The following is a 24782-nucleotide window of genomic DNA, read 5'->3' on the forward strand; positions in this document are numbered from 1 at the left end:
GCCTCCTTAGATTATTTCTGTGTGAATCTGTCTATCAGATCTGGCTGTTTATATAAATAGTGCAGCTCTTTTTGGGCTGCCGGTGATATTTACAGACGCTGCTTTCAGTTTATCATATAAGTGCCTTCGGTTGCCAAGCGGATGGTGCGGTTTTCAATCCTCCCCTATAATCCGGTTCTCTAGTATACTGAAGGGCAGGGAACAGTCCCTGATTAGGAATAACCAATAAAGGAGGATGATCAGCTATGCCGATTGTAACCGTTCAAATTCTTGAAGGCCGTACTGATGACCAGAAGAGAGCGCTTGTAGAAGAAGTAACGAAAGCCGTGACAACGACTGTGGATGCCCCGGCGGACCGCGTCTCTGTCGTCATCGAAGAGATGAAGCCGCAGAACTTCGGAAAAGCAGGAGTCCGCGCCAGCGACCAGTAATAAAAAAGCCTCAGTCAGCATACAATAATGCTGCTTCTTTTGAGAGAACTTTGCTGGATCCGGGAAGAAATGGCAGGAAAGCAGAGAGAAGTGGCAGAATTATATGTGAGTGGTAGAAATACGGAATAAACGGCGGAAATACTCAGAGAAGCGGCAGAAAAAATTGGAGTTGTGGCGGAATTATGAGAGGAAATGGAAGAATTCCTCTCTCAATACCTCTCCTCCGCCGTCAGCAAGGTCAGAATTTCTTCAACAGCCTTTCAAAAATGTCTTTTAAAGGCGTTCCAGCTGAAAAAAACTCTCTGATACGGAGAATCCGTTGCAAAACGAGGAAAAAAGCCTCCTGCAGAAACTTTAACTTTCCGCGGAGGCTTTTTTCATTTTTTTAATGAGGACGGAGTGTGGCAATATAGGCATAGGCCTGATCGATGTCTTCCTCCGAATAGTTCTGTTTGGCTTTCACTTTATATACTTTCTTTTTCACTTCTTCTTCAGGCAGGTGATCAAAATAGAGGACAGTGGAAACAAGTTCAAGAAATTTAGAGGAACATCCGTTCAGTTCCAGCAGCATCGCCCGGTCGATTTCCTCTCCCGGCTGCACTGCCTCCAGAAACTGCTCCCCTTTTTCTGAGAGCTCGTAGCGGTACTGGTAATAGCCCGCTTTTTTTTCGCGGAGCTCCGATACAAATTCCGCCTGGCACATTTCTTCTATCTTCAGCGTCAGTTCTTCGGAGTAGGGGCCGTACATATGAAACTGGTATTTTTCGTGGAACGGCTGGTTCAGCCGCTTGGCGATATACACCATTTTCTGAAGCTTTTTCCTTCCGACGACTTCCCCGGTTCCTTTTAATAAAGAAAGAAGCTTGGCATGTTCATGCAGCACAATTATCCCTCCTGTTGATGTAGCAGCGACAAAATCCGGCGCTTTTCTTTTCCATATTCCTCCTGATCCAGTAACAGATCTTCGGGGAAATATAATTTATGGTCCGTGCGTTTTTTTCCTGAAATAGCTTCCACGATATCAGATTCTCTGGAAAGTTCCCGGAGTGACCCGTCCGGCATCTGCAGGTGGATCGGCATGCGTTCATCCTTTTCCCCCGGCCGGTAAAAATCATAAGGAAGATCCGAAGAGGAATCAATGACGAGGTAATAAGCCGGATCCAGGCCGATCGCCGTGAAAAGCTGCTGCAGCTCCGGCCAGATGAGCATCTGTTTACTCGGATCGCATTCCACATATTTAAACAGGTGGCGGTCCATAAACCGCTGACAGAGGTCGCTCAGTATCGGATCCTCTTCCTGTTCCCATTCCTGAAAATAATAGAAAATAATCGATTCATCGAGCCGGATGTACTCCTGCAGCGTCATCGTGGAGGCAAACAGCGAATGAAAATGATGCGGCGTCTGCCTGAACTCATACCCCGCTGCCAGCAGCTCCTTGGCCCGGTGCAGGATTTTGCTCAAAATTACTTCCGCGCTGCGGGTCACCGGGTGGAAATAAACCTGCCAGTACATCTGGTACCGGCTCATAATGTAGTCCTCCACCGCGTGCATTCCGCTGTGTTTAAACACGGCCTGATCTTCCTGCGGACGCATGACGCGAAGCAGCCGCTCCATATCAAACTGACCGTAGCTGACTCCTGTATAAAAAGCATCGCGCAGCAGATAATCCATGCGGTCGGCGTCAATCTGGCTGGAGATCAGGCTGACGATCAGCTTGTTTTCGTAGGTTTTAGCAATGACGTCGGCGACGCGCTCCGGAAAGTCCTCTCCCATTCTTTTCAGAACAGCATTAATTTCTGTTTCTCCAAGTATAATCCAGCGTGTCCATTCCTCATGGTCTGTTTGAAATACTTTTTCAAACGAGTGGGAGAATGGACCGTGACCTACATCGTGAAGCAGCGCTGCAGCAAGACAGACCAGACGTTCATCCGTATCCCAGGTCATCTTTTTCTCCAGGTTCTCCAGCATGCGCCGCATAATTTCATAGACGCCAAGAGAGTGATTGAACCGGGTATGCTCCGCTCCGTGAAACGTTAAATAGGTTGTCCCGAGCTGGCGGATTCTTCTGAGCCGCTGAAATTCCCTCGTTCCGATCAGCTCCCAGATCAGCTCGTCATTTACGTGGATATACCGGTGTACCGGGTCTTTAAATACTTTTTCTTCATCCAGCTGTCCATCTGGCCTCTTCATAGCTCTTCCCCCGATCTCCGTTTGCTGTGCTCCCGTTCTTATTCGACATGTTTTATTCTACCTTTCTGCCGGAAGGGAGGCAATGAGTTTTTCTTAAGGATTATATGATATAATTTGGAGCGGAAATCAGCTTATGAAGGAGAAAAAACTATGTTTGACTTACCAAATGCCCTGCAGCAGCCCAGCTGGTATTTTATTGACCAGTCACGCACCGGACTCACGATGAATCCCATGGCTTCATTCGCTATGGACGATACGCTCTGCGAAAAAATGGCCGCGGCCCCGGACACCGGCTTTGCGAGAAGCTGGGTGCATGATAAAACGGTCGTTCTCGGCATTCAGGACAGCCGACTTCCTTCTATCAAAGAGGGGATCGCTTATTTGGAAGAGGAAGGCTATCAGGTGATTGTCCGGAATTCCGGAGGCCTTGCTGTCGTACTCGATCCCGGCATATACAATCTCTCTCTCATCTTTCAGGAACAGCGCTCGCTGACGATCGACCGCGGCTACGAAGCGATGGTTTCCTTTACGAAGGAGCTGCTTCCTGAGCTTGGAGAGCGCATTACCGATGGAGAGATCGCCCCCTCCTACTGCCCGGGGCGCTATGATTTAAGCGTGGACGGCCGGAAGTTTGCAGGCATTTCCCAGCGCAGGATCCGCGGCGGCATTGCCGTGCAGATTTATCTTGCGGTTCACGGGAGCGGAGCGGCACGGGCCGAGCTGATCCGCCGTTTTTACGAAAAAGCGGCACGGGGCGGCCCTTTAAAGTACGACTACCCCCGCATCGAGCCGGAGAGGATGGCCTCTTTATCCGAAATTACAGGCACGCCGCTGACAAATGACGAGCTCACAAAGCGGATTCTGTCTGCTCTCCGAAAGCAGAGCGAGCAGCTGGCTTCTTATCATTTGACGGAGCAGGAAGAGGAGCGCTTTGCGTATCACCTGGAACGGATGCAGAAAAGAAACGAACGTCTTCAATAGGTACACATACAAAAAAGGAGCGGCAGCGAGGTGAATCACAACGCTGCCGCTCTTTTTTATTTAGGCTGCCTTGAAAATAAATTTGATAATTGAAAAAGGGGCGCTTTCGTTTCCATGGGGACGCTTTCCGGGCGGGCCGGCCTCAGCTAATTCCGTCCTCCCTTTGGTCGGGCGGAATGGATCTTCGGCTCGTCCTTGATCGCCTCGGAGTCGCCCCCTGTCCACTCCAGCTTACGGTAAAAAGACAGAGCAGGGGCTGCCTTCTAATAAAGAAGATCCTGTTTGACCATCATTTAATCCTCGTGTATAAAAGGAAAGCTCCATTCCTATGGAAGGTCATTTTCATGCCTCATGGTGCAGCGATCCTGCAGGAGGCAGATCTATCCTGAGATCTCCTCACCCAGCCGGTCAGTTGAAGAGAAGTTTTCTCTTAATAAACAAACATTAACAAAACTTTTATTTAAACTGGGATGTTTCTGTGGAGCCGGAAAGGGCCAGAGTGGAGGAAGTCCCTCCGGAAATAACCTGGGAAACTTCGTCAAAGTAGCCTGTTCCAACTTCACGCTGGTGACGTGTAGCAGTGTAGCCTTTTGATTCTGAAGCAAACTCAGCCTGCTGGAGCTTGGAGTAGGCCGCCATACCGTTATCTTTGTAGTCATGAGCCAGCTCAAACATGCTGTGGTTAAGGGCATGGAATCCAGCAAGGGTAACAAACTGGAACTTGTAGCCCATTTTACCGAGTTCGTCCTGGAACTTGGCAATCGTTTCATCATCCAGCTTCCCTTTCCAGTTGAAGGAAGGAGAACAGTTATAGGCGAGCATTTTGCCCGGGAATTTTTCGTGAATTGCTTCCGCAAACTTCTTTGCTTCCTCGAGATCCGGTTCGCTTGTTTCACACCAGATAAGGTCCGCAAACGGTGCATAAGCAAGTCCCCGGGAGATCGCCTGATCGATGCCAGGATTTGTGCGGTAAAAACCTTCCGCAGTTCGTTCTCCGGTCAAAAATGGATGGTCGTATTCATCGATATCACTTGTGATCAGGTTCGCTGCGTTTGCATCTGTGCGGGCAACGATAATTGTCGGTACATCGCTTACGTCCGCTGCGAGCCGGGCCGAGATGAGGTTGCGGACTGCCACCTGGGTCGGCTGGAGAACTTTTCCGCCTAAGTGCCCGCACTTTTTCTCGGAAGAAAGCTGATCTTCGAGGTGAACTCCGGCAGCACCGGCTTCAATCATCTGTTTGGTCAGTTCAAATACGTTGAGCGGCCCCCCGAACCCGGCTTCCATATCCGCTACGATCGGCGCAAACCAGTGGGTATCCCCTTTTCCTTCCGCCGTCTGAATCTGATCTGCACGCTGGAACGTCTGGTTAATGCGCTTTACGACGTGCGGAACGCTGTTAGCCGGGTAGAGGCTCTGGTCCGGGTACATTTCTCCGGAAAGGTTGGCATCTGCTGCCACCTGCCAGCCGCTGAGGTAAATCGCCTGGAGTCCCGCTTTCACCTGCTGCATCGCCTGGTTTCCAGTAAGAGCACCGAGGGCATTAACGTAGTCTTCCTTTTTCATCAGATTCCAGAGGCGCTCGGAACCCATTCGCGCCAGGGTATGCTCTATCTTCACGGAGCCTCTCAATTTCAGTACTTCTTCCGGTGAATAAGGGCGTTCTACCCCTTGAAACCGATCTTCACTCCACTGCTGTTCTAATTCTTGTTTTGCGTTTGTCATTGTTCATCTCTCCTCTTCTGTACTAAACAGATTATTTTTATATATTTTGTTATATAACACGCTAGCTAAAATTTTTTAATCGATATATGCACAGCACTGCAGCGCTTCTTTTTCATTATCGTATTCCATGCTGCAGCAGCGGCAGAATGGGCCGGGCTGCGGTTCCGGGGTGCGGAAGATAACGATATCCTGATCATTCTTTTCGGATATTTGCAGCTTTTCTTCTTCGTCTGCTTCAATTTCCATTACCCGGTCGCCGTAAACGAACATAGTCTTACGAAGCTGTGCCTCTGTCTTTCCATCTTCCTTCTGCTGCTCGATCCACTTCTTAACCAATTCTTCTGCTGATGTCATTTGTTTCGTAAGCATGTGCGCTCACACCTCTCCTTTTTATTTTTTATATTATGGACGGAGCGGGGGCTTTCCCGCTCCGGGATTACCCAGCTTTCTTCCTTTGACAACGAACCTACTTTCTACTGATGCTGCAGCTGTTTGGCTTTGAATTCTCTTCTTCTGCGGTGAAGAATCGGCTCTGTGTACCCGCTCGGCTGATGCTTTCCTTCAAGAACGAGTTCCAGCGCTGCCTGAAAGGCGGTGGAATGATCGAAATCCGGAGCCATCGGCAGGTAATCGGGATCTCCTTCGTTCTGTTTATCCACGAGTCTTGCCATTTTTTCCATCGTGCTTCGAATTTCTTCTTTTGAACAGATACCGTGTTCCAGCCAGTTTGCCATATGCTGGCTTGCTATCCGCAGCGTGGCTCTGTCCTCCATAAGATGGACGTTGTTTAAATCAGGTACTTTCGAACAGCCGACTCCCTGTTCCACCCAGCGGACTACATAGCCGAGAATGCCCTGTGCGTTATTTTCCAGTTCGTGGCGCCGGTCCTGTTCCTCCCAGGAAGGATCAGCTTCCAGTGGAATCTGCAGCATATCTTCTGCACGGGGATGAAGCGTCTGCAATTTACCAGTCTGAACCTGCTTCGTATCAATTTGATGGTAATGCATTGCATGGAGCGCAGCGGCGGTCGGCGACGGCACCCAGGCTGTATTCCCTCCTGCAAGAAGATGGCCGCTTTTCTGTTCCATCATCTGTTTCATTTCATCCGGCATCGGCCACATGCCCTTGCCGATCTGTCCCCGTTTGTAAAGTGCGGTATGCAGCCCCTGGTAGACATTGGACTCTTCGTACGCAGAGAGCCAGACCGACTGTTTCATGTCCCCTTTGCGGATCATCGCCCCTCCGAGGAAAGAAGTATGAATCTCATCGCCGGTACGGTCGAGGAATCCGGTATTAATAAAGAACACCCGCTCTTTTACTTCGCGTATACACTGCTTTAAGTTGAGCGATGTTCTTCTTTCCTCGTCCATCACCCCGATCTTGATCGTATTTTTCGGAACGCCGATGACTTCTTCCACTCTTGTCATTAAAGCATTGGTCAGCTTCACTTCCTGCGAACCGTGCATTTTTGGTTTGACAATGTAAATCGATCCCGTTTTCGAGTTCTGAAAACGCCCGTTCTTTAATAAGTCATGCTTGGCGATCAGTGACGTGATGAGCGCGTCTGCGATACCTTCGGGAATTTCTTTTCCGTCAGCGGTTTTTATCATGTCGGTTGTCATTAAATGTCCGACATTCCGCATCAGGAGGAGCGACCTTCCCGAAATCCGGCCCTCCCCGTTTTTGCCTGTGTACGTCCTGTCTTCCGAGAGGGTCCGCTTCACTTCCTCCGCACCTTTTTTGAAGGTCGTCGATAAGTCCCCCTTCATTAACCCGAGCCAGTTGCGGTAAACGCCGACTTTATCTTCTGCATCAACGGCTGCTACGCTGTCTTCCGCGTCGACGATCGTTGTCGTCGCTGCTTCGAGCATCACATCCTTGATTCCGGCTTTGTCGGTTTTCCCTATCGGGTGGGTGCGGTCGATCTGTATTTCCACGTGAAGGCTGTTGTTGATTAATATGACCGCCTCCGGATCTTCTTCTTTTCCTCTGTGTCCTAAAAATGCTGCCGGATTTTTTAAGGTTTTCATCCCGGCTGCTTCAATCGTGAGACTGCCGTTTTTAATCTGATAAGAAGAAACGTCTTTATGACTGCCTTCCTCCAGTGGGAAGTGTTCGTCTAAAAACTCCCTCGCATAGGCGATCACTTTTTCTCCACGCTTCGGGTTATAAGCGCCTGTCTTTTCCGCTCCATCCTTTTCCGGTATAACATCTGTACCATATAAAGCATCATACAGGCTTCCCCAGCGGGCGTTTGCCGCGTTGATGGCGTAGCGGGCGTTATTTACCGGAACGACGAGCTGCGGTCCGGCTTGTTCGGTTACTTCCTTGTCCAGGTTGGAGGTAGTAACCGTAACGTCCTCACCTTCAGGCTCGAGGTAGCCGATGTCCTTTAAGTAGCTGTGATACTTTTCCGGATCCGGAGTGCCGGGGTTTTCCCGGTGCCAGCTGTCCAGCTTTTTTTGTATCTCTTCCCTGATTTCGAGCGCCGCCTCCGTACCCGGCTGAAGCTCGGAAATAATGTCTTCTGCGCCCTTCCAGAAGGTGGTTGAATCTACTTTTGTACCGGGCAGCACTTCCTGTTCTATGAACTGATAGAGCAGTTCATTTACTTCGAGCTTTCCCTGCTTTCTGTAAGTACTCATGCAGTGCCTCCTCGCATCCTTTAACTTATGTTTTTAAACTGTATTACAACAGTTAATGTTTATGAAACTTATTATATAACAAAGAATTTGAATTGCAACACTATTTTTAAAATTTTTTCCGGGAAATTTCCCATACATATGACAAAGGGCTTTATAACGGGATTTTTTAAAAAGAAAATTTTTAGGCTGTTTTGGAAGTAAGTACCGTAAAAAGCCGGGTGAAGTTTGATGAGCTTTTCCGGAGAAAGCTTGCCGCTGTTCCAGAATCAAAATAGATGAATCATCTTTAAAAGTCACGGTTTTCCGTTCATTTTCTAACGGGGGAATGATTTTCACGACAGGCGGACGCTTTCCGTGGGGCTCGTCTTCAACTAATTCTTCCTCCGCTATGCTTCGTCAGAATGGATTTTCAGACTTCGCTGGTCCCACCGGAGTCGCCGCCTTCTGTTTCAATCATTCGTCTTTTTTATTGGAAATCTAAACAGGTCTTGAAATCAGCGGCGAATTTGCTTTATGAAATGAATTCGGCCAATTAATCATATAGAAAAATGCATACAGTAAGTGATCTTCTGCACGGCAGGTCAGTTGCAGCGAAGTTTTCTCCATTTATCAACACTGGACTTGGCTCTTACGCGAAAAAAGGGAACTTGTTTTTCCGGTTTACGATGACAGAAGGTAACTTCACTTTAATAGCAGGTTTAAGGGTGAATTTAGTTTTTTGTCAGATATATCTTGTTTTCACCAAACTTGCGTAAGAACCCTGGACTTTAACAGAGACATTCATGCAAAAACTTTGCACCATGGAGGCATGAAAATGGCCTTTCCCTCTATACAGGTAGAATCAATGATGGTCAAGAAGGGGTTTTTAGGAGAAGGCAGATGCTGCCCGGTCTTTTTACCATAAGCCGGAGTGGACATGGGGCGACTCCGGCCCGCCCGGAAAGCTTCCCCATGGCAGCGAAAGCAGAGGCTTATCGCTTAAATGCTTTATTTTCAAGGTAGCTAATGAAAAAAATCTCTGCTTTGCTTACGAGCGGTTTTTCTGAAGCGAACTGTGTGGACTCCTGCGAGGTAAAATGAAGTTTGAAGATTCTTTCCAGCGAAGGGATACTTTGCTGGAAGCAGCGGAATAAACCTTATACAGATTCAGAAAATAAGACCGTAAAACTAAATAAAGAAGCTGTTCCCTATTTCCCTGGGAACAGCTTCTGCTCGTTGTTATATGATTATTTCTGCAGGCTCTGCATGGCGGTGATGAGTGCGAGCTTGTAGACATCTTCCTGGCTGCAGCCGCGGGAAAGGTCGTTCACCGGCTGATTCAGTCCTTGAAGTATGGGACCGATCGCTTCGTATCCGCCGAGACGCTGGGCAATTTTGTAGCCGATATTGCCGGCTTCCAGACTCGGGAAGATGAACGTGTTTGCTTCTCCCCTAAGTGGGGAATCCGGTGCTTTCTTTGCTGCTACATCCGGAACAAAGGCGGCGTCAAACTGAAATTCCCCATCGACATTAAGCTCCGGGTTCTTTTCTTTGGCAAGCATAACCGCTTCCGCGACGCGGTCGGTTTCTTCGCTCTTTGCGGACCCTTTTGTCGAGAAGCTGAGCATCGCCACCTTCGGATCGATCCCGAACACTTTGGCTGTTTTGCCTGCTTCCACTGCTGTTTCAGCAAGGTCACTGCTGTCCGGAGCAATGTTGATGGCACAGTCACCGAAAATATACCGTTCGTCATTTTTTACCATTACGAAAACGCCGGACGTTTTCTTGACGCCTTCTTTTGTTTTAATAATCTGCAGTGCCGGCCGCACCGTATCTCCGGTCGAGTGAATTGCCCCACTTACAAGTCCCGCGGCTCTGCCTGTATATACGAGCATCGTGCCGAAGTAATTTGCTGATTTTAATATCTGCTGCGCTTCGTCTTTAGTATTTTTACCTTTGCGGCGCTCGACAAAAGCATCGACAAGCTCATCAAAGGCTTCGTACGTTTCCGGATCTAAAATAGTAATCCCGGAAACGTCCTGTCCGATTTCTTTCGCTTTAATCTCCACATCCTGACGGGTGCCGATCAGGATCGGCTGTATAATGCCTTCTTTGTGCAGACGGGCTGCCGCTTCCAGAATTCTTTCATCTGTTCCTTCCGGAAACACAATTGCGGGATTGACCTCTTTCACCTCTTGTTTTATCTCCGTAAACATATCGCTCACAGGAATTCCTCCTTCAATTTTTGCATTATTACTACCATACCCGTTATTGCCTTAAAAATAAAACGTTGAAAAGGCTTTCGGAGGAAAGTTCTAATTTTCAGAATCGTGCTTACACATATTAACAGAATGCGTTATACTTATCATAATGAATGAGTATTCAGTCATTTACCGTTACTATTTATGGAGGTGTAAGCAGATGTTATTTGAACCTTTATCGATCGGGACGCTTAAGCTCCGCAGTCGTGTCATGATGGGATCCATGCACGTCGGTCTCGAAGGAATGGACCGCGGCGAAGAGCGGCTCACCGAATTTTACCGCAGGCGGGCTCAGCATGATGTCGGCCTTATCGTCACCGGCGGCGCGGCAGTAAACCCCGAAGGCAACGGCGGCGGAGAAGACTTTATGACGATTTACAAAGAAGAGGACGTAACCCGTTGGAAGCCGCTCACAAAGGCCGTTCATGACGAAGGCGGGGCGATTGCCCTGCAGCTTTTTCACGCCGGAAGGTATGCTTATAAGGCGATGACAGGTCTCGATCCTGTCGCTCCGTCCGCTCTTCGTTCTCCTATCAATCCCGATGCGCCGCGCGCGTTATCCGCAGAAGAAGTCGAGCAGACGATCCGCGATTTCGCCGATGGAGCTTCCCGGGCGAAGGCAGCCGGGTTTGATGCCGTGGAAATCATGGGATCGGAAGGCTACCTGATAAACGAATTTGTCTCTCCAGTGACTAATATACGTGAGGATAAGTGGGGCGGCTCTTTTGAAAAACGTCTCCGTTTCCCGCTTGCCGTGCTTGAGGCGGTCCGCGCTGCGGTCGGTCCTGATTTCCCGGTTGTTTTCCGGATGTCAGGACTGGATTTAATCGACGGAAGTACAACGGAAGAGGAAACAGCTGTATGGGCAAAAAAGCTTGAGGAATACGGAGCCGATGCCATTAATATCGGGATCGGCTGGCATGAATCCCGCACGCCGACCATTTCGATGAAGGTTCCGCGTATGCAGTTTGTTCCGGTAGCTGAAGGCATTTCCGAGCACGTTTCCATTCCGGTAATCGCCAGCAACCGCATCAACGACCCGCGTGATGCCGAAGCGATTCTTCAGCGCGGCAAGGTTCAGCTCGTTTCCATGGCCCGCCCTTTTCTGGCTGACCCTGCCATTTTATCGAAAGCAAAAGAGGCGCGGCACGAGGAGATCAATACGTGCATCGCCTGCAATCAGGCCTGTCTGGATCATGTATTTGAAGGGAAACCGGCTACCTGCCTCGTTAATCCGGAAGCAGGAAGAGAGCTTGACATGCCGCTCCTTCCCACAGCAGAACCGAAAAAAATCGTCATCGTCGGGGCCGGCCCGGCTGGAATGGAAACAGCACGTGTCGCAGCCGAACGCGGACACGAGGTCACGCTCATCGATGAACGGCCGGAAATCGGCGGCCAGCTGAATTATTCGAAGCGCATTCCGGGTAAAGAAGAATTTTATGAAACGCTGCGCTATTACAGTGTTCAGCTGAACAAACTCGGCGTTAACATTCATTTAAATAAAACAATCGACGCAGACGATGAGCTGCTTTCCAAAGCTGACGAAGTTGTCCTATCGACAGGCATCCTTCCACGCCAGCCGAAAATTGCCGGACTCGAACACGCGGTTTCTTATAAAGACGTATTCGACGGCAAAGCTGAGGCAGGAAAAGAGATTGTGATTATCGGAGGCGGAGGTATCGCCTGTGATCTGGCTTTGTTTGTCAGTAAAGAAAGCGCCCCTTCTATTACAATGCTGCAGCGAAGCAAATCGTTTGCTCGCGGCATCGGTAAAACGACGCGCTGGGCGACGCTGATGGAGATGAAGCAGAAAGGGATTCAGATGATCGGAGGCATCGACTACTACGACCGGATTGAAAAGAATCAGGTCGTCTATACATTTGACGGACAAAAACAAAGCGTCTCCTGCGATACGGTCGTGATCGCTGCCGGCCAGCTCGTCAACGTTTCCCTCGGGGAAGAACTGGAGGCACGAGGAAAGAAAGTACACATTATCGGAGGAGCCAAAGACGCCCTCGGACTGGACGCAAAGCGGGCCATCTATGACGGTGCGGTGACGGCAAGAGCATTATAAGAGGAGGCAGAATAAATGAATAATAAAGTGATGTACAGTGTAGAGAACGAGGTGGCGACCATTGCTATTAACCGTCCCGAGGTGAAAAATGCGATCGATAAAGAAACTCACGAAGAACTTTACGAAGCGTTTTCCACAGCGAAAAAGGACGAAACTGTTAAAGTGATCGTCTTCACTGGCAGCGGTGATTCTTTTTCCAGCGGAGCGGACTTGAAAAGTATCCCGACAGAAGAGCTCGGAACGTTTGATTACGGTTTTTATTTAGACGAAACCTACAATCGCCTCCTGCTGCTGATGGAAGAAATTGAAAAGCCAATCGTAGCTTATATTAACGGCATGGCTGTCGGGGCCGGCTTGAGCCTGGCGCTTGCCTGTGATTTCCGTTTTGCGGACAGGAACGCCTCCTTTGCGCTCAGCTTTTTGAAAATCGGACTCGTCCCCGACGCCGGTGCTTCCTACTATCTGCCGAGGCTCGTCGGTCTGTCGAAAGCTCTTGAGCTCGGTACCGGTGTAAAAATTGACGTTGAAAAAGCGCTGCAGATCGGGCTGATCAACGGACACGGCTATCCGGACACGTGGATTGAGCAGCTCACGATGGCACCTCTTCCCGCCTATGGAATGATGAAACGCAATATGCGCCGCGGTTTTGAAGACAGTCTGGAAGAAGTGCTCGCATACGAAGTCGAAGGCCAGCGGGAAGCCGGAAAGTCCCAGGCACACCAGGATGCCCTGCAGGCTTTTCTGCAAAAGTCCCAGAAGAAGTAAAGAGTTCCGCTGACGAAAAACCGCCCGGCTTTCCACCTGCAGTGGTGAAGCCGGGCCGCTTTTATAAGAGGCGGATTCACTCCTTCGTTTCCTGGCGGGTTTGAAATGAAGACCCCCTAAGACTCATCTTCCAATTGTCTGTATTTTTGTTTTCGGCTGCTTTTTAGTATAATGGCACCTGTGAGCAAAAATATCCGATAATTTTTAATGAGAAACGGAGTGATAGTTTTGGCAGAACCAGCAAAGACCCTCGATGGATGGTATTGCTACCATGATTTCCGCACGATCAACTGGCCGGAGTGGCAGAAGCTTTCCGACAGTGAGCGGGATTCAATATTAAATGAATTTTTAAATATGGTTGAAGCCTGGGAAGATGTGCAGGCAAAATTTGAAGGCAGCCACGGTGTCTATTCTATTCTTGGACAGAAAGCAGACATCATGATTCTATGGCTTCGTCCAACGATGGATGAGCTGCTTGACCTGGAAGCTGCATTGAATAAATCCCGCCTTGCCGCTTACATGAAACCGACGTACTCGTATGTTTCCGTCGTGGAGCTGAGCAATTATCTGCCATCTGATAAAGATCCGAATCAGGATCCTGAAATCCAGGCCCGTCTGAAGCCGATACTTCCAAAATGGAAGTACGTCTGTTTTTATCCGATGGATAAACGCCGTCAGGGCAGCGACAACTGGTACATGCTTTCCATGGAAGATCGTCAGACAATGATGCGCAGCCACGGCATGATTGGACGTCAATATGCAGGAAAAGTCCGCCAGATTATTTCCGGTTCCGTAGGCTTTGACGACTGGGAATGGGGCGTTACGCTGTTTGCCCACGATGTGCTTGAATTTAAAAAGCTTGTCTACGAAATGCGTTTTGATGAAGTCAGCGCGCGCTACGGCGAGTTTGGCACGTTTTACGTCGGCCAGACGATGGAAAACAGCGAAATAAAACCTTACTTCGAGGTGTAAATGTCACGCACGGCATATGCAGAGGAGCTGCCCCAATAAACTTTTGGGACAGCTCCTTTTTTCTTTTTATTCTGCTAACGCAGCGATAATGAGTAAGACCCATCCTGTGAGAAAGGCGACGCCTCCAATAGGCGTAATTGCTCCGAGAACGCGGATGCCGGTTAAACTGAGGGCGTAGAGGCTTCCGGAGAATATAATAATTCCTGTAAAGAAGGCCCAGCCCGCCCCGGTTAGAAGTCCGCTGGATGATAAATGCTGAGTCAGAATCGCTACGGCTACAATCGCCAGAGCATGGATCATATGATACTGAACCCCTGTTTCGAACGTAGCGGTATAGCCGTTTGCTTCGAGTTTATCCGCAAGCGCGTGCGCCCCGAATGCCCCGATCGCTACGAATAAAAAAGACATGGTTCCGCCGAGCACTAAAAATAGTTTCATAAATGATGACTCCTTTGTGGTGGCTTTCTCGACTTATCTTATCACGGAGCTTCTGGAAACGGCAATCAACTGGCAGCGCTTTTCATTATCTTCTATAATGGGGGAAATGCTGATTGGAGGTTGTTTACGATGTCAAAATCCGTTTATGTACGTCCTTATACTATGGATGACTATGAAGATCTTCTGCTCATTCAAAAAGAAGCTTTCCCACCCCCTTTTCCCGAAGAGCTGTGGTGGTCTAAAGCCCACATTAAAGCTCATACAGAGACATTTCCGGAAGGTGCGATGATCGCATTTGATGGAGAGAGTCCGGCAGGATCGGCGACTTCTCTCATCACAACACTGGAGAAAGGCCGTCATACATGGGATGAAATCGCCGATGAAGGGTATATCAAACAATCGCACAACCCCGACGGTGATACGCTCTACGGGATCGATGTCTGCGTCCGTCCTTCGTTCCGCGGCCGCGGGATCGCAGCCGCTTTGTATGAGGAACGGAAACGGCTCGTTCAATCGCTCGGCTTGAAGCGTTACGTCGCCGGCTGCCGCATTCCCGGATACAGCAGCTATGCTGAGGAGCTCGATGCAGCTGCCTACGTGCAGAAAGTGGAAAGCGGGGAACTCCATGACCTCGTCCTCTCCTTTATGCTGAAACAGGGGCTTTCGGTGGTTGAGGTCATTCCCGATTATTTAGAAGATGAGGAGTCAAAGGATTACGGGGTGCTCGTAGAATGGAAAAACCCGGCTTTTCTTTAAAGTTTCTTTGGATATGCCGGGTTTCTCTTTCTCCGAGGAACAGGATAAGAAAGCGAAGGCTCTTTACGGTGCTTTCGTTAAAAGTCCAGCAGACTGTCACTCGCCGGCTCGTCCCCGTCATCGTAAATCGAGGCTTTCTTTTTAGGCTGCTTTGATTCAATGGGCTTTTCCGGCGGCCGGACGTTTTCGACAGAAGCATGCTGCACTTTATCAACTTTATAATGAGTGCCGGTATGCTGGGACTCGAGAAGCAGTTCACAATATGTTTTCAGCGACTGAGCGTGATCGCGGTAAGACGTACCTGCGTTCGGATCATCTACGCTGTGTTTTAAACGATGAAGCTCCATTTCCATCTTTTCAATAACGAGCTTTGCAGGGATGTCCATTTGGCATCGCTCCTTTCTCGTTTTTATTTTACCTTGTTCCGGCTGGAAACGAAACAGCTCTGCTTTTTCAGGCTGCACGTCATTCAAAAACCTTCCCTGCCGGACAACTTTGTGCACAAAAATTGCCTGCATGGCCATGCCATGCAGGCAATTTGAATGTGTTCCGGGACCAGGGAACGGTTCGAATCGGACTTGTCCATACCTGGTCCTTTTACCCGTTTGAAATTTACTAAACCGGACGGCCCGTAGTATCGTTGCCGCCTGTCTGATTATCCTCCTGGCTGTTCTCAGAAGAGTCGCTTACCAGCTCTTCTTTCGCATCCATCACTTTTTCGCCGACATCTTCCAGGTCGCTTCCTGCTTCTTTCGCACTGGAAATAATCTTTTCTGCGTCTTCTTTTACCTCATTGACCTGCTCAAAAACCTCAGAATTCGCCTTATTATATAAGCCTTGAAGATCGTTAACAGCCTCCTTCAAAATAGTAGTGGCACTTTGAACCCGCTCCATTACCTGGTCCTTTGTACCGCCTGGATCCTCTCTTATTTCACCTGCTTTTTTCATTGTTGAGTCCTTCAGGCTGCCGGCATTATCGACAACTTTTGTACGGGTGTTCGAATCGAACATAACAACGGCTGCGCCGACGAGGGCTCCGACTGCCATTCCTGTTACCAGCTTTGTACTCGCTTTGCTCTGCTGTGTTTCTGCCATAGTATATCTCTCCTTCTATAATGGGTAAGCTTATTAATTATGCTTTTCCACTTCTTTACACCGTTTAAACATTAAGCTGCTTTGAAAATAATAGTAGATAGTTAATGAATGTGCGCTTTCGTTTCCATGGGGACGCTTTCCGGGCGGATGGGCCGGCCTCAGCTAATCCCTTCCTGCGTTCGGGAGGGATGGATCTTCGGCTCGTCCTCCATCGCCTCGGAGTCGCCCCATTGCCTCTACCGCTTACGGTAAAAAGATAGAGAAGTACCTGCCATCTAATAAAGAAAATTCCTTCTTGAAAATCATTCATACCACCTTTATAGTTAGGAAATTCCATTCCTGTAAAAGGGGATTTTCATCCTTCATGGTGCAAGGCTTTTGCATGAGTGTCTCTGTTAAAGCTTTAACAGAGCTTTCCCTTTAAAAGCCGCAGTAACAGGCAAAAGCGGTTCGAGGTAATTAGTTCATTTTAGATTTATTGGTATATATAGCTCCATACCACCAAGTTTGCGTAAGAGCCACAGACTTTAACGCAGCTTCACCTTAAAAAGACGTGTGACAGACCTTGTTTCCCTCTCTAAATGAATCACAGGGTTAGACAGGGGAACGCCCGGGAACTTGACTATACATAGACGTTTGAAAGGAGAGGTTTTCGATGTTTTTTGACGATTGGCAGGGAATTTACAGAACGATTATTATTGCCTTTTGTGTTTATCCGCTGCTTATACTAATGCTTCGTATTTCGGGAAAACGTACGTTGTCGAAAATGAATATGTTCGATTTCATTATTACAATTGCACTTGGTTCTACCGTTGCTACTATTCTTCTTGATGCAAATATTGCTTATGCAGAGGGAATGACCGCAATTGCAATGCTGATTCTTCTGCAGTTTCTTGCTACGTGGCTTTCTGTTCATGCAGCGTTTTTTAACTCGCTGATTAAAGGAGAACCCCGTTTGCTTTTTTATGAAGGAACGTTTATGGACGGCGCTATGAAAAAAGAGCGCATAAAAGAGGATGAGATCAAGCAGGCCGTCCGTACGAACGGGCATGTTTCCCTGAACACTGTGCAGGCGGTTGTGCTCGAAACGGACGGGTCTCTTTCTGTGATGGGAAAATCTGAAAGCAGTTCAGAAAGCGTTCTTCCTTCCGAAAAATAAAACAGCTATATATGTTGATCTTAATAATTAGTCTCCGCTTCTGTAACCAGCCGCTTTCGTTTCCAGGGGGACGCTTTCCGGGCGGGCCGGCCTCAGCTGATCCCTTCTTCCCTGCGGACGGACGGGGTGGGGCTCGTCCTTATTCGCCCCGGAGTCGCCCCATATCCACTCCAGCGGCCTGTTCTCCATTTCTGTTCTTCCTGCAGGTATGGTCGGCCGTTAAAAATGATAACACCCTTTTTTCTTTCGATAGGGAAGACCGCTTTCGAGGTCATACATTCTATCTTTATAAATATTAAGTTCAATTTATATATTAAACCGAATTGTTAGTTCCTGCTTCTGTAAACAGCTGCTTTCGTTTCCAGGGGACAGCTTTAAAGAAAGTCATTCAAAGAAGATGTTTCCGGTGAACCTCTCCATACCTATGAAAGCCCGCAGTGAAAATCTCACTGCGGGCTTCGTTTTTCTTATTTTGTCAGTTCCATAAATGTTTCAACATCTTTTTTCAGGAAGTCGATCGCATCCTGCCAGAACTCAGGCTGCGTCAGGTCAACTCCGAGGTGTTTCTCGGCAAGTGTTTCCACATCGAGCCGGCCTGTATCACGAAGCAGCTTAATATATTTCTCTTCAAACTCTTCTCCTTCTTCCACTGCTTTTGCATAGATTCCCATACTGAATAAATAACCGAACGTGTACGGGAAGTTGTAAAACGGTACGCCGGTAATATGAAAGTGCAGCTTGGAAGCCCAGAACATTGGGGAATACTCACTCAGTGAATCACAGTACGCTTCTTTCTGTGCCTCCACCATCAGCTTATTCAATCGTTCTTTACTGACAAGTCCACTTTTTCTCTCTTCATAAAACCGTGTCTCAAACAGAAAGCGGGAGTGAATATTCATGAAAAACGCGACACTTCGATTTAATTTATCATCGAGAAGCTGAATTTTTTCTTCGTCTGTCTCTGCCTGTTTAACCGAAGCATCCGCCACAATCATTTCTGCGAAAGTGGAAGCTGTCTCCGCTACGTTCATCGCATAGCCCTGGGACATATACGGGAGGTCATTCATGACGTGCTGATGATAAGCATGACCGAGTTCGTGGGCGAGCGTCGCGACATTGGAAGCAGAACCATCATAAGTCATGAAAATACGGGACTGTTCGCGAATAGGGAAACTTGTACAGAATCCTCCCGGACGCTTACCGTCGCGGTCTTCCGCTTCAATCCAGCGGTTGTTGAATGCCATCTGGGCAAAGTCCGCCATCTGCGGGCTGAATTTGTTAAACTGTTCCACGATCATATCCGCAGCGTCGTCATAACTTACCTGTGGCACTTTTTTCGTCAGCGGAGCACCGATATCATGCATCGCAAGTTTTTCTACGCCGAGCAGCTCTGCTTTCCGGTGCAGGTAATCAGTAAAGACGTCTTTATTTTTTGTAATCGTGTCCCACATCGTATCGAGTGTTTCCTGCTTCATACGATTAATCTGCAGCGGTTCTTTTAATACGTTCTCCCAGCCGCGTGCGTCGTATGTTTCAAGACGGAAACCGGCAAGATGGTTCAGCGTTTCTGCAAAAAGATCCGCTTCCTTTTCCCACGCTTTTTCAAACTGATCAAACACGTGTTTACGTACATTTCTATTTTTGTCGGAGAGTTTATTCGCGGCCTGACCGACGGAATATTTCTTTTTGATTCCTTTTTCACGGATTTCCACTTTCATGCGTCCGACGATTGTATCGTAAAGGTCTCCCCAGGCATGATAGCCGTCCACGTTAAGCTTCTGGATCAGCTGCTCTTTATCTGCCGGCAGTTTTTCTTTCGCTCTGCTGCGGCGTTCTTCGAGATTGAAGAGGATCTTCTGCATGCTCTCCAGACTGACGAATTCATCCCACTGGGCGTCGGTAAAGTGAAGCAGCTGCTCATCGATGGCAGAAGTAATCTGGCCGTACTGGGAAGCCAGCTGTTTCGTTTTCCCTCCGAGCAGCTTTGCATCGTCATCTGTAACATCCTGAGCTGTTAGACAACTGACAAAAGCATTTACTTCTCTGACTTTCATCCCTATCGTCTGGGCACGCTCGATAAGCTCCGCCCATTCTTCTACGTCCGATGCATCCTTATTCTGGGCGCGTTCAAGTTTTAATTTCATCGTAGCAAGGTCCGTTTCCGTATTTACCAGAAACTGTTTAAACTGCTGAGACCCGCTTCCTCCGGGAAATATCGTTTCCAGATTCCACTGCTCGCTGTACTTCGAAGTAATGGAGCTGTTCAGCGTTTTTCCGTGCAGGGCAGCATGGATACGATGAATGTCTTCATTTTCATAAATGTGAAGTCCCTGGCTGTCTGAACCGGCTATCGTGGCGAGTGCTTCTGCAACAGAAACAGCTTCGACCGGTTTGTACTTATCAAGAACATTGCTTTTCAGACCCTGCAGCGGTTTCGCAAGCAGTCCTGCACTTTTTTCGCCGAAGCGGAATTCATAGCGGTCTCCGGTAATCAATGAAGGGCGGATGATGTGAAGCGCCGGAAGATCGAGATCTCTGATGTTTTCTTCCATGCTTCCTTTTACCTGACTGTAAAAGAAGCGGGCATCTGAATCGGCTCCCATGGCAGAAATAACGAGAAAACGTTTCACTTCATTCTTTTTGGCCAGTTCAGCGATTTTTACCGGATAAGTGTAATCGACCTGCATGAATCCTTCTCTTGATTTCACTTTTTTCATTGTCGTTCCAAGCGTGACAAAGACATCGTCCACATCTTCAAACAGCGTATCATTCTCATCGAGTTCGTTGAAGGAAACGATATGTTCCACCACTTTTTCGCGTTCAAAAAATGGAGTTCGGCGCCGCGTCAATAAATGAATTTTATCGTAATTGTCTGTTTCGAGAAGTTCCTCCACTAAATGCCGTCCAATTAAACCGGTTGCTCCGGCTACTAATGCTTGTTTCACTGGCTTTCACCTCTGTTTTTTATTTTTATAAATGTTCTCATGTTCCTTCTTGTTTGGGGAAAACTTAGCTGCCGGGCAGAAGAAAAAGCAGTCAATCCACCCTGAACCAGGAATGAAATAAGACGCCTAAAAAAAACTCGTATTCTCTTCATCTTCCTCAAGCGGCAGCAGCACAGTAAATGTTGTTCCTTTCCCCGGTTCCGATTCGACAGAAACCTTCCCCTGCATTTCTTCTACGAGCCGGTAGCTCATCGTAAGTCCCAGACCAGTCCCCTCTGCTTTTTCTGTGAAAAATGGGGTCCCGATTTTACGGAGAATCTCTTCATTCATGCCGATACCCGTATCACCAATATCCAGACGGATCTGCTTCCCTTCCACAGCCGTATGTATGATCAGTTCGCCTCCTTCGGGCATGGCTTCCACTGCATTTTGAACAAGATTCACAAATATCTGCTTCAATTTGTTCTTATCTGTGTACACCGGTGGAAGCTGCGGATCAAGCAGCAAATTCCAGTCTATCCCTTTTTCACGAAGCTGCGGCTGCTGCAGAGTCAGGATATCCTGAAGCACCTGATTCGGATCCACTTCCCTTTTTTCATCCGGGGCATTCGGGTCTGCCGTATCAAGCAGCTCATGGATAATTTTATTGACCCGGTCAATTTCCTCAATAACAAGCAGGTAGTACTGATCGTTAATAGGCGATTTATTTTCGTGGGCGAGCTGAATGAACCCCCGGATCGTCGTCAGGGGATTCCGGACTTCATGGGCAAACCCCGCGGCCATCTGCGCTACTACCTTCAGTTTTTCAGAGCGGATCATTTCCGTTTCCGCTTTACGTTTGTCACTGAGATCATACAAAATGACAAGCCGTTCATTCTGCTGAGGACTCTGCAGCGGGGAAAGAGAAACGAGATACTCTTCTCCTTCCCTATTTCCATTTAAATTAAGCTCCATTCTCCTGTTCGTACCGGGATATTCGTCTTCCAGGCCGGCAAGAAGCCTTTTCAGCTGAGAAAATGAAACAGATCCTGCTGCAAGTTCCGCTAAGGATCCTGGCTCTTCTACACAGAACAATTCCCGGCACCGCCGGTTCCATAACGTGATTTTCCCGGTATGCTCTTCAAACGCAAAGACAGCGTTATCAGTCGATTCCAAAACGAGGGTGGAATGTTTATGAAACTGTTCTCTTTCCTGCAGTCGTTCAGCCATTGTATCGAAAGCGTAATTCAATTCATTAATTTCCCCGTACCCTCCCCGGAATGGTTCGTTTACTCTCTTCCCGTGAGCAAGTGCCCCTGCTTTGTGTACAAGCTGCTGTATGGGGGAAACAAGTTTGTTGGAAAGCCAGTAAACGGCAGCTGCAAGTAAGAATAGGACCACCCCGAAGATAAGAAGGTAATTAATCAGCAGGTTTGTCAGAGGCGCATACATTTCGTTTTCGTCTGCAGACAAACCTACATACCAGTCATGCTCAAATCCGGGAAAGCTGCTTACACGGGCAAACGCATGAACATTATCCTCTTCAATCTTCAGCGTCTCCCTTGCGTTTGCAGCCTGTTCCAGGTCGGAAGGAGTAAGTGCCGTATGTTCAAAATAGTTCTGTTCAAGAATCTGCTCTTCATCACGATGCGTTATAACGGTGCCTGTCTCATCCATCAAAACACTATTCGTTTCCCATACATTCTCTTCTTCTTCTAAAAAAGCGGTAATTTCACTATGAAAGGTACCAAAATCAAAAACCGGCAGTAAAATGCGGAGCAGCTCTCCTTCCTCATCAAACACAGGAGCAGCAAGCAGAAGCACTGGTTCTCCCAGCAGAGGAGAACGGTAGACATTGGAAAGTACCGTTTCTCCGTCTGCCACCCGTTCAAACCAGGGACGATCACTTACGTCATATCCACGCAGACCGCTTTTCATATCTGTCATCACAATTCCCTGCCGGTTTACAACTACAACATCTTCGTACATGTCATGAGTATTTAAAAACTGGCCTATGCGCTCTTCCATTTCCGATGAGCCGATAAAAGGATCTTTAAGTACGGGGTCTCTCGCAAGATATGCTGCATTATTCAGCCGTTCTCCCATAAAGCGGTTAATTTCGTTTGTAATACGTTCACTCTGTACCACCAATGTCCGCTCAGCCTGGGTTGTTATTTCATTTTCCTGATTAATAAAACTGACTACCCCAACAAGTCCCATCGGCAAAAGCGATACGAGGAGCATAAATACAAACAGCTTACGGCGTAAATTGTCAAACATCCTCAAGGCGCCCCTTTATTTATTAGCTCGATTAGTGCTTAGCGTTGTTATTAAAGAGCGCCCGCGGCTCCTCCTTCTGCCGCGGAAAAAGCACGCGGCTTTCTTACGTACGGGAGGATCTTCAGACTGCTCTGCCACTATCCAGCACTCGCTGCCTTTCCCTGCAGCCATTACTAAACACAAATATCAGAATAGAATTTATTAAAATATTCGTATCGCTGTCTTGGAAAAGCACTTATGACATTGATTCACTTTTGAAAATAATATTTGATGAGCGCCTGCGTTCCGGCGTTCTCCCACCCGTTCTCTGCCAGCTGCGCATAAAGTGATTCCGCCAGCTCGAGTCCATGGAGTTCCAGCCCCATTTTTTTCGCAGATTCAACAGCAATCCGCATGTCTTTAATGAAATGCTTTACGTAAAACCCCGGCTCAAAATCTTCCGCAATCATCCGCCTTCCGAGTTTGGAAAGAGAGAAGCTGCCTGCTGCTCCGGTTTCGATTGTATCAAGAACTTGTTCCACATTCAGACCGGCCTTTTCAGCATAGACAAGCGATTCACTTACACCCATCATTGTACTGGCAATCGCGATTTGATTGGCCATTTTCGTGGACTGGCCGGCTCCTGCTTTCCCCAGGTGCCTTATATTGGTACCGAGCAGTCGGAATACAGGTTCGGCTTTTGCAAAAGCTTCTTCTGTGCCTCCGGCCATAATCGCAAGCTCGGCATTTTTTGCTCCAATATCTCCTCCGGATACCGGCGCATCAAGTACATGAATATTTTTTAATGCCGCTTGTTCGGCTATTTCTGCTGCCAGCGCGGGATCAGACGTTGTCATATCAATTAACAGCGCGCCTGCTTCCGCACGTTCAATCAGTCCGTTTTCTCCCATATAAACTTCCTTCACATCTTCCGGATAGCCGACCATCGTTATGACGACGTCCGATACCGATGCCAGCTCACCGGGAGACTCCTTCCAGACTGCGCCTTCCTCAAGCAGATCCTTCGCCTTGGATTTCGTTCTCGTGTACAGGTGCAGCCCGTGGCCGCCCTGAAGCAGGTGGCGGGCCATACTTTTTCCCATGACTCCCGTTCCAATAAAGCCTATAGTTGTCATATTATCCTCTCCCTATTAAACGAAGTTGTCCGGATCCGGTCCGAAACGGAGGTCTTCGTTCAGATCAGAGATTTTTTTAACATCTTCCTCCGTCAGTTCAAAATCAAAAATCTCCGCATTCTCCCTGATTCGTTTCGGTGTGACAGACTTGGGAATAGTCACGACATCTGTTTGAAGATCCCACCTTAAAATCACCTGGGCAGGCGTCTTTCCATACTTTTCAGCAAGTGCCGTAATAGTTTTATCGTCCAGTTTACGGCCGCGTGTAAGCGGACTCCACGCTTCCAGCTGCACGTGGTTTTCCTTGCAGTACTGGTACAGTTCCGGCTGTGTCAGCCACGGGTGATATTCCACCTGATTGACCATCGGGAAAATTTCCGCAGATTGTTTCAATTCTTCAAGATGATGCGGTTGAAAATTACTGACACCTACCGCCCTTACATACCCTTCTTCATAAAGCTTTTCAAGGGCCTGCCACGTTTCTTTAAACAAACCGGCAACGGGCCAGTGAATCAGATACAGGTCAATGACTTCCAGTCCGAGCTTGCGGCGGCTTTCATGGAATGCCTTTATAGTATTGTTGTATCCGTGATCATCGTTCCACACTTTGGTGGTGATAAAGAGTTCTTCCCGCGGAAGAGCGGCTGCCTTTAACGCTCTGCCTACTCCTTCTTCATTATTATAGAAAGAAGCCGTATCTATGCTGCGGTACCCTTCTTCAAGAGCAGTCAATATGGCCTCTTCCACTTCATTATCATTATCGGCTTTATATACCCCCAGACCGAACCACGGCATTTCTACCCCATTGTGAAGCAAAGATTTTTCTTTTATAGAACGCATCGAATTCCTCCTTAAAAATTACTTTCTGCACAGGCTGACTTGAAAATAAAGTAAATAAGCGGTGAACGTGCGCTTTCGTTCCCATGGGTGCACAGGGCGGGACGAAGCGGAGTATTAACAACAGACTTTAACACCGCAGCTGCATAAGTAAA

The 24782-nt window shown here is 48.1% G+C and carries 21 protein-coding genes and 1 pseudogene; 7 read left to right on the forward strand and 15 right to left on the reverse strand.

Annotated elements, in window-relative coordinates; all coding sequences use genetic code 11:
- The first annotated feature begins 245 nt into the window (after window positions 1-245).
- Window positions 246-431 carry a 2-hydroxymuconate tautomerase gene (locus FTX54_RS15810; protein ID WP_147802695.1) on the forward strand — a complete coding sequence of 62 codons (186 nt, stop codon included), beginning with the start codon at window positions 246-248 and terminating at the stop codon, window positions 429-431.
- 385 nt (window positions 432-816) lie between these two features.
- On the opposite strand, the gene FTX54_RS15815 is transcribed toward FTX54_RS15810, so the two are convergent.
- Together FTX54_RS15815 and FTX54_RS15820 are read right to left on the reverse strand one after the other, a co-directional pair.
- Entirely contained in the window at window positions 817-1314 is a 498-nt protein-coding gene (locus tag FTX54_RS15815; RefSeq protein WP_147802694.1) for a YwgA family protein, read from the reverse strand.
- 2 nt (window positions 1315-1316) lie between these two features.
- Window positions 1317-2621, reverse strand: a complete 1305-nt coding sequence (locus tag FTX54_RS15820) for an HD domain-containing protein (protein ID WP_147802693.1) — start codon at window positions 2619-2621, stop codon at window positions 1317-1319.
- A 150-nt stretch (window positions 2622-2771) separates the two neighbouring features.
- On the opposite strand from FTX54_RS15820, the gene FTX54_RS15825 reads away from it, so the two are divergent.
- Window positions 2772-3602 carry a lipoate--protein ligase family protein gene (locus tag FTX54_RS15825; protein WP_147802692.1) on the forward strand — a complete coding sequence of 277 codons (831 nt, stop codon included), beginning with the start codon at window positions 2772-2774 and terminating at the stop codon, window positions 3600-3602.
- A 456-nt stretch (window positions 3603-4058) separates the two neighbouring features.
- Here FTX54_RS15825 and aceA read toward each other — a convergent pair whose 3' ends face one another.
- From aceA to pta, 4 genes are all read right to left on the reverse strand, one after another.
- A complete protein-coding gene (gene aceA, locus FTX54_RS15830; RefSeq protein WP_147802691.1) occupies window positions 4059-5327 on the reverse strand; it encodes an isocitrate lyase in 1269 nt (422 codons plus the stop codon).
- A gap of 75 nt (window positions 5328-5402) precedes the next feature.
- A complete protein-coding gene (locus FTX54_RS15835) occupies window positions 5403-5696 on the reverse strand; it encodes a hypothetical protein (RefSeq protein WP_147802690.1) in 294 nt (97 codons plus the stop codon).
- A 104-nt stretch (window positions 5697-5800) separates the two neighbouring features.
- Window positions 5801-7972 carry a malate synthase G gene (locus FTX54_RS15840; RefSeq protein WP_147802689.1) on the reverse strand — a complete coding sequence of 724 codons (2172 nt, stop codon included), beginning with the start codon at window positions 7970-7972 and terminating at the stop codon, window positions 5801-5803.
- A 1226-nt stretch (window positions 7973-9198) separates the two neighbouring features.
- The gene (pta, locus tag FTX54_RS15845) at window positions 9199-10176 is read right to left on the reverse strand and encodes a phosphate acetyltransferase (protein WP_147802688.1); all 978 of its coding nucleotides are present in this window, start codon (window positions 10174-10176) and stop codon (window positions 9199-9201) included.
- A gap of 196 nt (window positions 10177-10372) precedes the next feature.
- Between pta and FTX54_RS15850 the strand changes: the two genes are divergently transcribed.
- The 3 genes from FTX54_RS15850 (at window position 10373) to hemQ (ending at window position 14023) form a co-directional block, all read left to right on the forward strand.
- A complete protein-coding gene (locus FTX54_RS15850; protein WP_147802827.1) occupies window positions 10373-12286 on the forward strand; it encodes an FAD-dependent oxidoreductase in 1914 nt (637 codons plus the stop codon).
- A 15-nt stretch (window positions 12287-12301) separates the two neighbouring features.
- Window positions 12302-13051 (forward strand): enoyl-CoA hydratase/isomerase family protein, encoded by a 750-nt coding sequence (locus tag FTX54_RS15855; RefSeq protein ID WP_147802687.1) that lies wholly within the window; start codon window positions 12302-12304, stop codon window positions 13049-13051.
- 228 nt (window positions 13052-13279) lie between these two features.
- A complete protein-coding gene (gene hemQ, locus FTX54_RS15860; protein WP_147802686.1) occupies window positions 13280-14023 on the forward strand; it encodes a hydrogen peroxide-dependent heme synthase in 744 nt (247 codons plus the stop codon).
- A gap of 66 nt (window positions 14024-14089) precedes the next feature.
- Here the strand turns inward: hemQ and FTX54_RS15865 are convergent, their stop codons facing one another.
- Window positions 14090-14461, reverse strand: a complete 372-nt coding sequence (locus FTX54_RS15865; protein ID WP_147802685.1) for a DUF423 domain-containing protein — start codon at window positions 14459-14461, stop codon at window positions 14090-14092.
- A 129-nt stretch (window positions 14462-14590) separates the two neighbouring features.
- Here FTX54_RS15865 and FTX54_RS15870 point away from each other — a divergent pair, with 129 nt between their 5' ends.
- Window positions 14591-15217, forward strand: coding sequence for a GNAT family N-acetyltransferase (locus FTX54_RS15870; RefSeq protein WP_147802684.1), 627 nt, complete (start codon window positions 14591-14593; stop codon window positions 15215-15217).
- Window positions 15218-15294: 77 nt separating this feature from the next.
- On the opposite strand, the gene FTX54_RS15875 is transcribed toward FTX54_RS15870, so the two are convergent.
- Entirely contained in the window at window positions 15295-15735 is a 441-nt protein-coding gene (locus tag FTX54_RS15875; protein ID WP_147802683.1) for a YwdI family protein, read from the reverse strand.
- A 97-nt stretch (window positions 15736-15832) separates the two neighbouring features.
- On the reverse strand, window positions 15833-16312 hold the full coding sequence (locus FTX54_RS15880) for a YtxH domain-containing protein (RefSeq protein WP_147802682.1): 480 nt from the start codon (window positions 16310-16312) through the stop codon (window positions 15833-15835).
- Between the two features lie 655 nt (window positions 16313-16967).
- Between FTX54_RS15880 and FTX54_RS15885 the strand changes: the two genes are divergently transcribed.
- Window positions 16968-17471 carry a DUF421 domain-containing protein gene (locus FTX54_RS15885; protein ID WP_147802681.1) on the forward strand — a complete coding sequence of 168 codons (504 nt, stop codon included), beginning with the start codon at window positions 16968-16970 and terminating at the stop codon, window positions 17469-17471.
- 27 nt (window positions 17472-17498) lie between these two features.
- On the opposite strand, the gene FTX54_RS15890 is transcribed toward FTX54_RS15885, so the two are convergent.
- The 6 genes and pseudogenes from FTX54_RS15890 to FTX54_RS15915 form a co-directional block, all read right to left on the reverse strand.
- Window positions 17499-17660 carry a hypothetical protein gene (locus tag FTX54_RS15890; protein WP_187254457.1) on the reverse strand — a complete coding sequence of 54 codons (162 nt, stop codon included), beginning with the start codon at window positions 17658-17660 and terminating at the stop codon, window positions 17499-17501.
- A 278-nt stretch (window positions 17661-17938) separates the two neighbouring features.
- Window positions 17939-19726, reverse strand: a complete 1788-nt coding sequence (locus FTX54_RS15895; protein WP_246125563.1) for a M3 family oligoendopeptidase — start codon at window positions 19724-19726, stop codon at window positions 17939-17941.
- A 288-nt stretch (window positions 19727-20014) separates the two neighbouring features.
- Window positions 20015-20416, reverse strand: a pseudogene (locus FTX54_RS15900) (NAD(P)H-binding protein); the annotation flags it as partial.
- 126 nt (window positions 20417-20542) lie between these two features.
- A complete protein-coding gene (locus tag FTX54_RS15905) occupies window positions 20543-22675 on the reverse strand; it encodes a PAS domain-containing sensor histidine kinase (RefSeq protein WP_147802679.1) in 2133 nt (710 codons plus the stop codon).
- Window positions 22676-22923: 248 nt separating this feature from the next.
- The gene (locus FTX54_RS15910; protein ID WP_147802678.1) at window positions 22924-23790 is read right to left on the reverse strand and encodes an NAD(P)-dependent oxidoreductase; all 867 of its coding nucleotides are present in this window, start codon (window positions 23788-23790) and stop codon (window positions 22924-22926) included.
- Between the two features lie 15 nt (window positions 23791-23805).
- Window positions 23806-24630 (reverse strand): aldo/keto reductase, encoded by an 825-nt coding sequence (locus tag FTX54_RS15915; protein WP_147802677.1) that lies wholly within the window; start codon window positions 24628-24630, stop codon window positions 23806-23808.
- Window positions 24631-24782: the final 152 nt, after the last annotated feature.

This window comes from Alkalicoccus halolimnae (assembly GCF_008014775.2).
GTDB lineage: Bacteria > Bacillota > Bacilli > Bacillales > Salisediminibacteriaceae > Alkalicoccus > Alkalicoccus halolimnae.

Bases quoted from the DNA above. Each gene is read 5' to 3' on its own strand.
- aceA (WP_147802691.1), bottom strand. From the start codon at position 5,327: ATGACAAACGCAAAACAAGAATTAGAACAGCAGTGGAGTGAAGATCGG.
- FTX54_RS15855 (WP_147802687.1), top strand. From the start codon at position 12,302: ATGAATAATAAAGTGATGTACAGTGTAGAGAACGAGGTGGCGACCATT.
- FTX54_RS15910 (WP_147802678.1), bottom strand. From the start codon at position 23,790: ATGACAACTATAGGCTTTATTGGAACGGGAGTCATGGGAAAAAGTATG.
- FTX54_RS15840 (WP_147802689.1), bottom strand. From the start codon at position 7,972: ATGAGTACTTACAGAAAGCAGGGAAAGCTCGAAGTAAATGAACTGCTC.
- FTX54_RS15875 (WP_147802683.1), bottom strand. From the start codon at position 15,735: ATGCAGGCAATTTTTGTGCACAAAGTTGTCCGGCAGGGAAGGTTTTTG.
- FTX54_RS15825 (WP_147802692.1), top strand. From the start codon at position 2,772: ATGTTTGACTTACCAAATGCCCTGCAGCAGCCCAGCTGGTATTTTATT.
- FTX54_RS15905 (WP_147802679.1), bottom strand. From the start codon at position 22,675: ATGTTTGACAATTTACGCCGTAAGCTGTTTGTATTTATGCTCCTCGTA.
- FTX54_RS15870 (WP_147802684.1), top strand. From the start codon at position 14,591: ATGTCAAAATCCGTTTATGTACGTCCTTATACTATGGATGACTATGAA.
- FTX54_RS15820 (WP_147802693.1), bottom strand. From the start codon at position 2,621: ATGAAGAGGCCAGATGGACAGCTGGATGAAGAAAAAGTATTTAAAGAC.
- FTX54_RS15810 (WP_147802695.1), top strand. From the start codon at position 246: ATGCCGATTGTAACCGTTCAAATTCTTGAAGGCCGTACTGATGACCAG.
- FTX54_RS15835 (WP_147802690.1), bottom strand. From the start codon at position 5,696: ATGCTTACGAAACAAATGACATCAGCAGAAGAATTGGTTAAGAAGTGG.
- FTX54_RS15885 (WP_147802681.1), top strand. From the start codon at position 16,968: ATGTTTTTTGACGATTGGCAGGGAATTTACAGAACGATTATTATTGCC.
- FTX54_RS15850 (WP_147802827.1), top strand. From the start codon at position 10,373: ATGTTATTTGAACCTTTATCGATCGGGACGCTTAAGCTCCGCAGTCGT.
- FTX54_RS15915 (WP_147802677.1), bottom strand. From the start codon at position 24,630: ATGCGTTCTATAAAAGAAAAATCTTTGCTTCACAATGGGGTAGAAATG.
- FTX54_RS15865 (WP_147802685.1), bottom strand. From the start codon at position 14,461: ATGAAACTATTTTTAGTGCTCGGCGGAACCATGTCTTTTTTATTCGTA.
- FTX54_RS15880 (WP_147802682.1), bottom strand. From the start codon at position 16,312: ATGGCAGAAACACAGCAGAGCAAAGCGAGTACAAAGCTGGTAACAGGA.
- FTX54_RS15890 (WP_187254457.1), bottom strand. From the start codon at position 17,660: ATGGAGAACAGGCCGCTGGAGTGGATATGGGGCGACTCCGGGGCGAAT.